General features: G+C 47.1%; 9 protein-coding genes, 1 pseudogene and 1 riboswitch. Of the genes and pseudogenes, 4 read left to right on the top strand and 6 right to left on the bottom strand.

Annotation, left to right across the window (positions count from 1 at the left end; translation table 11 throughout):
- Positions 1-5: 5 nt before the first annotated feature.
- A riboswitch (SAM riboswitch) is annotated at positions 6-107 on the top strand.
- A gap of 92 nt (positions 108-199) precedes the next feature.
- Together mmuP and mmuM are read left to right on the top strand one after the other, a co-directional pair.
- Positions 200-1,610: pseudogene (gene mmuP, locus WFI24_RS25490) on the top strand (S-methylmethionine permease); the annotation flags it as partial.
- The gene (gene mmuM / locus WFI24_RS25485) at positions 1,590-2,630 is read left to right on the top strand and encodes a homocysteine S-methyltransferase (protein ID WP_336764842.1); all 1,041 of its coding nucleotides are present in this window, start codon (positions 1,590-1,592) and stop codon (positions 2,628-2,630) included. The pseudogene mmuP and the gene mmuM, both read left to right, overlap by 21 nt.
- Positions 2,631-2,715: 85 nt before the next feature.
- On the opposite strand, the gene WFI24_RS25480 is transcribed toward mmuM, so the two are convergent.
- From WFI24_RS25480 to WFI24_RS25460, 5 genes are all read right to left on the bottom strand, one after another.
- Entirely contained in the window at positions 2,716-5,118 is a 2,403-nt protein-coding gene (locus tag WFI24_RS25480) for an ABC transporter permease (protein ID WP_336764841.1), read from the bottom strand.
- 2 nt (positions 5,119-5,120) lie between these two features.
- Positions 5,121-5,879: an ABC transporter ATP-binding protein gene (locus WFI24_RS25475; RefSeq protein ID WP_336764840.1), complete on the bottom strand. Its 759-nt coding sequence runs from the start codon at positions 5,877-5,879 to the stop codon at positions 5,121-5,123.
- A gap of 146 nt (positions 5,880-6,025) precedes the next feature.
- Positions 6,026-7,474, bottom strand: coding sequence for a sensor histidine kinase (locus tag WFI24_RS25470; protein WP_336764838.1), 1,449 nt, complete (start codon positions 7,472-7,474; stop codon positions 6,026-6,028).
- 20 nt (positions 7,475-7,494) lie between these two features.
- Positions 7,495-8,196: a response regulator transcription factor gene (locus WFI24_RS25465; protein ID WP_336764836.1), complete on the bottom strand. Its 702-nt coding sequence runs from the start codon at positions 8,194-8,196 to the stop codon at positions 7,495-7,497.
- 224 nt (positions 8,197-8,420) lie between these two features.
- Positions 8,421-9,248, bottom strand: coding sequence for an AraC family transcriptional regulator (locus WFI24_RS25460; RefSeq protein ID WP_336764834.1), 828 nt, complete (start codon positions 9,246-9,248; stop codon positions 8,421-8,423).
- Between the two features lie 375 nt (positions 9,249-9,623).
- On the opposite strand from WFI24_RS25460, the gene WFI24_RS25455 reads away from it, so the two are divergent.
- A complete protein-coding gene (locus WFI24_RS25455; protein WP_145325896.1) occupies positions 9,624-10,400 on the top strand; it encodes a sugar phosphate isomerase/epimerase family protein in 777 nt (258 codons plus the stop codon).
- A 55-nt stretch (positions 10,401-10,455) separates the two neighbouring features.
- On the top strand, positions 10,456-11,475 hold the full coding sequence (locus tag WFI24_RS25450) for a Gfo/Idh/MocA family protein (protein ID WP_145325895.1): 1,020 nt from the start codon (positions 10,456-10,458) through the stop codon (positions 11,473-11,475).
- Positions 11,476-11,601: 126 nt separating this feature from the next.
- Here WFI24_RS25450 and WFI24_RS25445 read toward each other — a convergent pair whose 3' ends face one another.
- Positions 11,602-12,549, bottom strand: coding sequence for an aldo/keto reductase (locus WFI24_RS25445; RefSeq protein ID WP_336764833.1), 948 nt, complete (start codon positions 12,547-12,549; stop codon positions 11,602-11,604).
- Positions 12,550-12,560 lie beyond the last annotated feature (11 nt).

The following is a 12,560-nucleotide window of genomic DNA, read 5'->3' as shown; positions in this document are numbered from 1 at the left end:
TCATTTTCTTATCCAGAGAGGTGGAGGGACTGGCCCTTAGAAACCTCAGCAACAGATCTGAAGGATACTGTGCTAATTCCAGCGGGTGAAAGCCTGATAGATAGGAGCGTTTGTTTTTATTTGTCAGTAACGGCGCACTCTTTAGGCAGAGTGGGTCTTTTTTGTTTTTTCTGGATGAAGAAGTAGGGGAGCAGCAGGTATGGAGAACAACAACGACAAAGGGCATTTTCAGCGGAAAATGCAGGCACGGCATGTGGTCATGCTCTCTCTTGGTGGAGTGATTGGAACGGGATTATTCCTCAGCTCAGGTTACACCATTCAGCAAGCGGGACCACTGGGTACCATTCTGTCCTATCTGATCGGAGCGATCGTCGTATATTTGGTGATGCTCTGTCTTGGTGAACTCTCGGTTCACATGCCAGAGACGGGAGCATTCCATAGTTATGCAGCCAAATATATCGGACCGGCAACGGGCTACACGGTGGCTTGGTTATACTGGTTAACCTGGACTGTTGCGCTTGGCTCCGAATTCACAGCCGCCGGATTGCTGATGCAGCGCTGGTTCCCATCGGTGAACGTATGGATATGGAGCGCGCTCTTTGCCCTGATGATTTTTCTGTTTAACGCTTTAACGGTGAAATTATTTGCGGAATCCGAGTTCTGGTTCTCATCTGTAAAAGTAGTAACTATCGTAATCTTCATTATTATCGGTGGCGCAGCCATGTTTGGGTTCATACCCATGGCGGATTCTGAACCGGCTCCATTTCTATCGAATATTACCGCATCCGGGTGGTTCCCTCATGGGGCTACAGCGATATTGATGACCATGCTTGCTGTAAACTTTGCCTTCTCAGGCACCGAGTTAATCGGCATTGCCGCCGGTGAGACGGAGAACCCCGAAAAGACGATACCGAAGGCTATTCATACAACGCTGTGGCGTTTGGTTATTTTTTTCATCGGAACGATTGTTATCTTGTCTGCTTTGCTACCGATGTCGGATGCCAGTGTACTGCAAAGTCCATTTGTAGCGGTAATGGAGCGGGTGGGTGTACCGTATGCAGCAGACATTATGAACTTTGTTATTCTGACGGCGATTCTCTCTGCTGCCAATTCAGGCCTGTATGCTTCGTCACGGATGCTCTGGTCTCTGGCTGATAAAAAAACGATCTCTCCGTGGTTTGCCAAATTGACGAAACGCGGGGTGCCATTGAATGCACTTCTGATCAGTATGGTTGGTGGTGCGCTGGCTCTGCTGTCCAGCATCATTGCGCCAGGTACCGTGTATATAACACTGGTTTCCATTTCGGGTTTGGCTGTTGTTGCGGTATGGATGAGCATCAGCGCTTCCCAATACATGTTCCGCAGACAATATATCCGGGAAGGCCATGCGGTCAAAGATCTGGTGTACCGTACTCCACTATACCCGGCGGTACCGATTATCTCATTTATATTATGCCTGGCTTCATGCATAGGTATTGCTTTTGATCCTACGCAGCGAATTGCGCTGTATTGTGGGGTTCCGTTTATCGCAGTATGTTACGCAGCTTATTATCTGACAGAACGTGTGAATAAGAAAAGAGGACAAGTACATGACGCAAGCACAACAGAATAACCCCATAGAAGAGATCCTGCGTGAACATTCAGTCATGATTCTGGACGGAGCGCTGGCAACCGAACTTGAACAGCATGGATGTGATCTGGACGATCCGCTCTGGTCTGCTCGCGTATTAATTGAGAATCCGGATGTTATCGTTCAGGTTCATACGGATTATTTTCGAGCAGGAGCCGACTGCGCGATTACATCCAGTTATCAGGCGACGGTAGATGGTTTCAGCAAGAGAGGAATCGGAGAGCAGGCAGCATTGGATCTGATCCGTAAGACCGTGGAACTTGCTGCACAGGCAAGAGATGACGTATGGGCAGAAGTGCAAAACAGCGTGTTAGAGAACACGGAAGTCACCCCTGAGGGCAATTCTTCCTTAATGGATACAAAAAAACAAACGTCTTTTGTCCCAGAGAAAGGTCCCTTGGTTCGGCCGCGACCGCTCGTTGCTGCTTCTGTTGGACCCTACGGTGCATACCTTGCTGATGGATCGGAGTACATTGGTCATTACGGCGTCACAGATGAGACATTGGCTGAGTTCCATCGTCCACGTATAGCAGCGCTGCTTGAAGCGGGTGCTGATATTCTGGCATTGGAGACCATTCCATCGTTGCAGGAAGCACGGGTGCTGGTTGATTTACTGAAGGAGTTTCCTCACGCGTATGCCTGGCTATCTTTCTCCTTAAAAGATGGAACGACAATCAGCGAAGGTACGCCGATTGAGACATGCGCACAATTGTTTGGTTCCGAGCCACAGATTGCTGCGATTGGACTGAACTGTGCTCCGATGGAAGTGGTGACGGAAGCCGTAAGTATTCTCAGCCGTACCAGCGATAAACCTGTTATTGTGTATCCGAACTCGGGAGAAGTATATGATGCAGCAACGAAGACGTGGAGTGGACAGGGAACATGTGGCAGTATGAGTGATGCTTCGGAACAGTGGGTTGCTGCGGGTGCAAAAATCATTGGCGGCTGTTGTCGCACGACGCCACATCAGATTGGTGAACTTGCCAAGAAATGGCGATAGCAGATCACATATATCATAAACAGCCCTTCCACCTTGTATAAAGGCATGGAAGGGCTGTTTATTGCGTAATAGAATCCGGACTACATTATTCGATAACCAACATACGCGGTGATGCCTCACGAATAATTCGCGAAGAGAACCATGAACCTAGACCCGCTGCAATGATACTTAGACAGGCGAACAGTATCATTCCACCCCAATTCAGGATCAGTGGAAGTTCTACGATACCGTAACCGGAAAGGACCAGTTCGAGCAGAAGAGGCAGTAGATATACGCCGACGAGCATACCCAGTATCGCTCCCATGGAGGACAGCATGATCATTCCCATCGTGACCGAGAATCGGATTTGGCGGGATGTCATTCCCAGTGATTTGTATATCCCGTAGTTTCTGCTCTCTTTGCGGATATTGATGCGACAGGTGCTGAAAATAATGATGAACGTCACAGCGATGAACAGCAACCCAATCAGGCTCATCGGATAGATCAGGATATTAGCAGCTTCCGCATAGACCGAATCAAGCAATGTCTTCTGGGTGACTATCGAAGCAAAATCTTTAAATTGTTCATTCAATTCCCGAGCCAGTGGTTCCGCTTGCGACAGATCGTTCACATTAATGAAGACGGCATCGGATTCGCCATAAGACGGGTTCACACTTTTCATGGAATCGATCGTGATTCGGCCTGAAACAGACATGTTGGCGATCGCCTGATAGATTCCTGTGATGAGGAATGTCCGCTTTTCTCCTTCAATATAGATGTCGATGAGATCACCAAGATCCTTGTTTGATGTTCGGGATATACTCACACCAATGGCTATTTCATTCGCATGGCGCGGGTTATCCCCTTTCAGTGTTTCGAACCCAAGTTCCTGATAACTTCCGTCCAGTACACTCAGATTGAGACTGATGGATTGACTCTGTACGGTGGCTGAAGACTCCGGGCTAATGACACCCGTGATGTTCCCTTGCCAGCCCACATTGCTGATCCTTGAATCCTGTTCTAACACGTGCTTCAGCTCAGCCTTGGGGAAGGTGCTTTTGTTCACCACGACTGCTGCGATGTTGGCATTGTCATACCCCCAATGAGCTGCAGTCTGATAGATTCCGGTTATGCTTGTCAGCAGAACATACCCTAGAACCAATACAGAGGATGCCATCGTGGTCAGCAGGAGGGTTAGAATAGAACTTTTGGTGTTTTTGAACACATGTCGAAGTCCAAGGGCCATAGTCACAGGCAGTCGTGTGAACCCGATCCATTGTGCCCAGGGCGAATTCATTTTGCCCGCCATACGGCTATTATCTGTCTCCGACATACCATAACGAATGGCCTGCACAGGCTGTATGCTGCGTGCTTTTTTGGCATATAACACAACGAACAGAATCACTATAGCAAATAAAAGCACACCAGCCATTATGGCAGCGTCCAATCCTTGGACTGGAATGTTCTGATGATCCACTCGAAGAGAGGACACGGATATATTAATGATCCACTTGGAGATCCATACGCTAAGTGCAATTCCGGGGATAATGGCAGCGATAGATAGCATCGCATATTGAATGACATAGGCGCCTATCGTTCTCCGGGAAGTTAGCCCAAGTGACTTGAGAATACCTATCGTTCTGTAATTGGCCAAGATGGCATCCGAAATTGTAAACCCGATAGTCATTAAGGCGATGGATAGCATGACAACACCCATGAACATCATAATGAAGCCAATAACCTGGTTAATAATCAGATAGAAAGAGGAAATCGCTTCGAACTCCATTTTGGATTCCAGAAACGGAGTACCTGTCTCGCGATTGTACCGTTCCCAATACAATGAATTCATACTGTAATCGTTGAAATGGATGCCGATCATGTGATTCTCGTTGCCAGCGAGTGCCGCCAAATCACGTAGATAATCAGCAGGATTCATCCAGACCCGTGCAGTATTGGAGAAGGGCGCTCCGTACGGTACGTCGATGACAATGCCCGACACATTCAATTCGAGTGTGCTTGAGCCGGTTTTGAAGCCAATGGTATCACCTACCGAAATATGATAGGCATTTGCCATGGACGTTGGAATCCAGACGGAGCCCGGCTCGGGAGTCGTGCTGGGTGTTCCACTTGACAAAATAAGTTCATCCACACCCCATGGCGGCGGAGGCGTATTAAACATGTACAGGTAGAGGTTAGGGATGTGAGTTTCATTCAAGATGATGCCTGACAATGAACGATACGATAGTAACGGGGACACCTGAACGTCATCCTGGGAGGCCCACCAATCGTGCACAGTCTCCGGGTCATTCAGCCCTTTCTCAAACGTCAGAATTTGATGAGACCCATGGGTGCGGGTATGCATTTCATGAAACTGATTGCCCGTGTTGGCCAGAATGACGATAGCTGTGGATACAAGAAGTGTCGAGAGCAGCAGGAGCAGTGCAATCAATGCATTTTGTGTTTTATTCCTGCTCAGATAAGATAAGCTAAGTTTAAACATGACCACCATCGTTATTCCTTCCCCGTAACCAAAGCGAAGATGATCGCTTCACGATCCTGAATATGATGTTCGTCATAGGTGTTGAACTCAAGGATTCCGCCAATCTTGCCGTCCTGAATATAGATCAGGCGATCTGCCCGGCAGGCAGCCTTGATATCATGCGTCACCATCACAACGGACTGCCCTTTCCGGTGGAGGTCTGTAAGGATATCCAGAACGGCTGTGCCGTGTTCCACATTCAAGCTTCCGGTCGGTTCATCGGCAAAGATGATATCCGGCGAATTAATCAAAGCTCGTGCAATGGCAGCTCGTTGCTGCTGCCCTCCAGAAGTTTGGGAGGGGAGCCGGTTGCTTTGTCCTTCGATATCCATGGCATTCATCAGATGGGCAACCCTGGATTGAATATCATTCTTTTTGTTTCCCGCAATATATCCTGGCAAGGCAATGTTCTCTTTGATGGAGAGGTCCGGGACCAGATTGATACTTTGATAGATATAACCGATCCGGCGGGTGCGGAAGTCGGACATTTCTCTTTCACTATAAGCGTCAATCCGTTGGTCGCGAAAATAGACCTCACCGGCGGTAATCTGATCCAGTCCGCTTAGCAGATATAAGAGGGTTGATTTGCCAGAGCCAGAGTTACCCATGATGACCGTGAACTCCCCTTCATAGATGTCGAGATCGACATTACGGATGGCATGATGTTGCTCACTCCCGCTGTTGTAGGTCTTGCACAGGTTCTGTGCACGAATGATGGTTGTTTTGGACAAGTTGAATCACTCCCGAGTGCAGTATAGGATTCATTCTAGAGGAGGGATGTTGAGGAAGCCTTATCAAATTATGAATAAAGTATTACAGCCAAATGGGTTAAAGTGAAAGTTAAAGACGTCTGGTAAAATAGCCAGGCCGGAATGGCTCAGCAGATGGGAAGGTAGAACCGGAAGGTCGTACCTTGTCCTTCTTTACTAGTGAAGGAAATATGGCCCCCATGTGCTTCAATAATGCTCTGGCAGATGGAAAGTCCCAGTCCCGTACCTTCCTGAACACGTTGGTCTGCCTGACTAGCTTGGCCTCTGAAATAACGCTGGAAAACAAACGGCATATCCTGTACACGTATTCCTTGACCCGAATCGGCGATGGTCACTTTCAAGTGCCCGGATTCCAGTTCCGTGACGATACGTAACATGTCTCCCGGAGATGTATGCTTGAGGGCATTGGCGGCAAGATTGGAGATGACCTGTTCAATTCGAATAGGGTCGATTGCGACTAACACATTGGGGATGTCGTTGGATTCAGGTCCGTCATAGACCAGACCTTTCGTGAGAACAACATGCTTAATAGGTCTCAACATAGCTTCCAATACAGGACCACTGTACATTTCACGAGGTTCCACCGAAATTTGCCCAAGTTCCTGCAGTGCATGAACCAGCAGGTCCTCCACGAGTCGGGCCGTTTTATCCGTATGGGTCCGCATGACTCTCATATATTCCATCAGCGTTTCCTGATCATTACATAGCCCTTCCTCAATAGCTTCTATGTATGCTTTTATCGTGGTGATCGGTGTCTTAATATCATGAGATATATTGGTGATGAGTTCCTTTTGTGCTTGTTCCTGCTGGATGCGTATCTCGTTCATATGTTTAATTTCGGTGCGCATCAAATCCAACATGGCGTAGAGGTCGCCCATTTCGTCCGTCCGGTTGTACTGGATCTGTTCTTCATAATTGCCTTTCAGGATGGATTCCGCATGCAGCTTCAATTGATGAATGGGAGAGAGCAGCTGTTTGTCCAGTTTTCGTTTCATCCAAAATAGAAATAAGCTCAGGACCAGTGACAGGAGCAATAGTACGCTAATCCATATTACAAGAAAAGTCATTGGTTTCTGAACAGTAACCATAGCTTGGGGGATGGAAAAGATGGCATTGCCGATCTGGCTTCCCACGGGTCCGTCCATCACGGGAAATGCAATTTCAAGCGATTCGTTACCATTCGCAGCCTGCACGGCATGATGCAGATCATAATGAAGGGACGAACGCAGATTAACTTGCGTTCCTTCAGAGGTGGGGTCGGAGGACAGAATGACTTTTCCATCCGAGTTTAGATAGGTAAGCAGAACCCCGGTCTCTCTGGCGGTGGAACGTATATCTTCATGAATATTTTGTTCGTCCAGATGTTGATGATTTTGCTCCAGAGCGAGCAGAGTGGGATTGACCTTGAGGCGAATTTGATTCATAGACAGATTGGACTCATCAGAAATTCGACTTTGGAATAGCATCATCGACAGCGCGAGGATATTTAAAATCATAATAATCAGAAGGCCAAGTGAAGTTAACAGCCAGCGTCTAGACCAGGTGTTCAATGACATGTGGATGTCTCCAATCTGGATTATTCGTAATTGAATTTGTAACCGACACCCCATACCGTCTTCAGAACAGTGGGATGGGAGGCATCTGCCTCGATTTTTTCTCGTAGTCTGCGAATGTATACGGTTACGGTGTTTTCATCGCCATAGGTTGCATATCCCCAGATAGCATCAAGCAACTGGGCTTTGGAGAAAACCTGATTCTTATGGCTTGCCAGATAATGAAGTAATTCGAACTCCTTGGCAGACAGAGAAACTTCCGATTCGTTCACTGTGACCTTATAGGCTTTTTTATCAATCACCAGGTTTCCAAGGCGTAGTAGGTCTGTTCGCTCCTGATCCGATGTCATGCTGTCATAACGTCTAAAGTGGGCATTGATCCGTGCCAGCAGCTCGCTAAGAGAGAAGGGCTTCGTCATGTAGTCGTCTGCTCCAAAGCCCAGACCCAGTACTTTATCGGTATCACTGCCTCTGGCACTCAGAATGAGGATGGGGATATTGTTGCGCCGTCTAATCTCTCGGCACACTTCAATCCCGTCCATGTCCGGAAGCATAATGTCCAGAATGATGTAATCTGGTTGAATAAGCTCCATAATCTGAAGCCCATCTTGCCCAGTGGCTGCCACGGCAGCTTCATACTGGTTTTTGGTCAGATAATCTCGCAGAATACGCGATATATCCGGTTCATCCTCGATGATGAGAACTTTGCGCTGGTGGGTTAGCATATGTATCGCTCCAGTATTTTTAATGGGAATTCAATGAGATATATGAATGGATAAGATGACAGTCTTTATAATTGTACAGTCTTGTTCTGTTGGAGTCACATGAAATATTGAAGTGAACATCATTCTTATTAATCGGGGCCTTACTAGTAGCTGTTTACAAGTTTCGTCGTATCAAAATAACCCATGAACCTGCTTGAAGGTCATGGGTTTCTGATACGAATACGTCACACACGTTCTAAATCAATAGGCTCATGCTGCTTGGATTTGAGATACTCCGCCGGAGATACACCAAAATGCGCCCGGAATACCCGGTGAAAATAGGAGTAGCTTGCAAAACCGCAGGATTCAGCAATATGCTCCAGTGTCATTTCACTGTATTTCATACGTTCCAGTGCCGCATTCAGACGGATCTCAATCGCATATTGAATCATGGTCTGATTGTAGTGTTCCTTAAATAACCGGACTGCACGTGACAGGCTGAGTCCGGCATAACGTGCGGCTTCTTCAAGTTTAAAGGTAACGGTGGCATGTTCCTCAATAAAACGTTTTAACTTCAACGCAGAGGAAACAGCCCGATCCATCTGGATATTCTCGGTGATTGCCCGGTCGATGTATAGACATAATCCGCGCAGTAACGCATCCTTTAGCTCCGCATTTTCCTCAAGAGGTCCGCGACGTTTCTCCAGTAACATATTTCGCCATAGGCTGATCAGCTTATCATCCAGTCCAATCCGGCTCACAGTGGATCTTTGCTGCCGTTTCCACCAATTCTCGATCCAACTGCCCTCGCAGAACAGATAATAATCTCCGCTAGACAAGCGTCCTTCCTTATGTGGTTCATCGACTACAAGATGATAATCGTCACCAGGCTTGAGCAGCAGCAAGTCCCCGCTCGTCATCTTGAATTCTTCATCCTGTACATATACTTTGCACGAGCCTTCGGTCTGCAGGCGGAACAGATAGGTTTGCAGCTCGCCCTTCATATTATGAGTGAATGCCTTATAGTGATATGAGTAGTCACAGATCAGTACAGATGTCTCTAACGTATCCAAAGATGAAATCCCCCAATATATCGATGCTTTTACATCATAAGTTTAACTTAACATTTACACGATGACGGAGAGGACAGAAAAAACCTGAAGAAACAAAGTGTTCGCCTTTAGCTCCAGATTTTATCCTTTTGAAAAGGAAATTAAGAAAATCTGGGGATAACAGCGATCGGAAGGTTGTTCTGTCATCGGAGTGTCAGTGTAAATATCTTCAGTTGAAATTAGGTACATTTAATAGATGCAAAATGATGGAAATAAAATTTGACCAGATAGTTCATGTTCTGACTATATTGTATATGTTCATTCTAGCCTGTTTTGCGGTAGGATGATACCAGATAGAGCAATGAAAGCAAATTTGAGAACAGAGGTGTATCCTACATGAAAAAACTTAATATTGGTTTGCAATTGTTTACACTCCGTGATGAAACTGCAGCAGATTTTCGTGGTACGTTGCGTAAGGTAGCGGCCCTTGGATATGAAGGCGTGGAGTTTGCCGGATATGGTGACATTCCAGCCGAAGAAATGAAAGCGCTACTAGATGAACTTGGATTGAAAGGATTCAGCAGCCATGTTTCACTACATGCGATGCGCGAAGACTTGCAAAAACAACTCGATTACCTGAAAACAATTGGTGCACAATATATCATTTGTCCTTACCTGATGCCAGAAGATCGTCCTGAGAATGCAGAAGGTTGGACCAAGCTGTTCGCTGAGTTACAACAATATGGAGCTGAAGCGGCGAAGCAAGGTTTGATCTTCGGTTACCATAACCATGACTTTGAATTCCATGGCCAGGTTGGCGATGCCAATGCCTTTGATGCCATGTTCGCTCAAACATCACCGGAAGCGGTAAAAGTGGAAATGGACGTATGTTGGGTACAATTTGCGGGACAAAATCCGATCGAGTATATTAATAAATATGCGGGTCGCTTACCGCTGCTTCACCTGAAAGATTTCAGCAAAGACGAACAGGGTCAGATGAAAACGCTGGAACTGGGCCAAGGTTCGGTTGACCTGCCGGCTGTTATTGAGGGCGCTACGAATGCAGGCGTGGAATGGTTGATCGTGGAACAAGATGTATGTCAGAACCCTCCGCTTGAGAGCGTATCCAATAGCTACAACTGGCTGAAAGAAAACTACCTGAACCAATTCTAATGGACCATCGAACCATGAAAAATGCTAATCTATTTGTCAAAGGAGACTTATGTACATGAGTAAAATTAAAGTTGCTGTATTCGGCTGTGGAGCCATTGCCGAGCGCAGACATATTCCAGAGTACGCTGCCAATGAGAACGTAGAACTTGTCGCTTTTGCCGATCCGATTGTGGAGCGTGCGGAGAAGATGGCCGAGACTTACGGCGGTAAAGCTTATTCCAGTTACGAAGAATTGCTTGCAAACGAAACGGTTGATGCCGTTAGTGTGTGTACACCGAACTATCTGCATGCGCCAATGGCGATTGCTGCTGCAAATGCAGGCAAGCATGTTTTGGTTGAGAAACCAATGGCAGTATCCACTGAAGAAGGCGAGCAAATGATTGAAGCTGCCAAGAAAAATGGTGTGTATCTGATGGTTGGACACAACCAGCGTCTGATGCCTCCTCATGTCAAAGCAAAAGAAATTCTCGACTCCGGCAAACTCGGTAAAGTCCTGAATTTCCGTACTTCCTTCGGTCACCCGGGTCCGGAAGCATGGAGTGTGGACGGAGCTGAAAGCTGGTTCTTCCGTAAAGAAGAAGCGATTATGGGCGCTATGGGCGACCTCGGCGTGCACAAATCAGACTTCATCCGTTACTTGCTGAATGATGAAGTATCTGAAGTGGCTGGTTTCATCAGCACACTGCACAAAGAAGGCACTCAGGTTGACGATAACGCAACTTGCTTGCTTCGTATGAAGAGTGGAGCAATCGGAACGCTGGTAGCGAGCTGGACGCAATACAGAGCCGGAGACAACAGTACAGTACTGTGGTGTGAGAATGGTGTTATGAAGATTGGAACAGTGGAAGGCGATGAAGTTATCGTTGAGTTGACCAACGGTACGGTTGAAACGTACAAAGTCGGTGCCATGGCTACCAACGAGAAACAAGTGCCGAGTGGTGTGATTGACGCCTTTGTAGAGTCGATTGTGACCCAAACACCTCCAGCGATTTCTGGGGAAGAGGGCTTGCGTTCCCTGCAAGTCATCCTGGCAGCATTCGAATCCGAGAAGACAGGTCAGATCATTAAGCTGTAATTCAACTGAATAACAGTGCAATTTCTAACATTTTATATGTCTTAATCTATGATATAAAGGACTTACCTTCAGAGATGTGCTCTGGGGTAAGTCCTTCTGTATTTGTTGATGAATAATTAACTTTCTTTAGATGCCAGCCGGCACTTCACTGCCCAGATCCAGCCATGCTATTTCAGCAGGAGTCAGCGTGATTCGAGACCCTTCGTCACAGGAGAGCAGTTCCGCCTGATTCTGGGCTCCGATCAGCGCACAGGTTGGGAATTTCTGATTCAATACATAAGCGAGTGCAACCTGAATAGGTGTTGTTTTCTTCGAATTCGCCAATTGCTCAGCGCGACGCAATCGTTCCCAGTTGCCGTCACTATAGAATACACGAACCAGATCTTCGTTATCCCGAACTTCAGGTGTGAATCGTCCAGTGAAGAAACCGCGTGCCTGGGAAGACCAGGACAGCAATGGCAGCTTGGTTTGCTCATGCCATGCGAGCGTCTCTGCATCTGCCGACACACAGCCTTCCCAGAAAGGCTCGTTGGCTTTGGCGAGACTGAGATTCGGACTGCTGAAGGTGAAGCCCTTCAGGCCATTCGCCGCAGCGTACGCATTGGCTTCCTCTAAACGTTGCCAAGTCCAGTTGGAGGCACCGATGGCTCCGATTTTGCCGGATTCAATATGTTCGTTCAGTGCTTCAAGAATAACACTCACAGGGGTATTGGGATCATCCCGGTGCAAGGCATACATCTCTACATGATCCGTCTGTAGACGTTCCAGACTTTCCAGCAAGTCACTACGGATCGCCTCAGCGTTAACGCGTGGTCCGTTCTGGTCATGATGCGCGCCTTTGGTGAGAATGACAATCTGGTCGCGGTTACCGCGTTCCTTCATATAACGACCAAGGACTTCTTCACTCTGTCCATCACAATAAATATGTGCTGTATCGACGGTGTTACCGCCAATGGACAGAAAAGCATCCATATTGGCAGCTGCTTTATCGTAGGCATCATGCACGAAATAATCGGTTCCTTTAATCAATCGGGAGACGCGTTTACCTGCACCAGCAATTTCGATATATTCCATAACTCAGTTCA

Origin of the sequence: Paenibacillus sp. USHLN196 (assembly GCF_037144955.1) — a bacterium.
Taxonomy (GTDB): Bacteria; Bacillota; Bacilli; order Paenibacillales; family Paenibacillaceae; genus Paenibacillus; species Paenibacillus xylanexedens_C.
The sequence above is the reverse complement of the archived record's forward strand: the minus strand, read 5'-3'. Positions and strand labels throughout refer to the sequence as shown.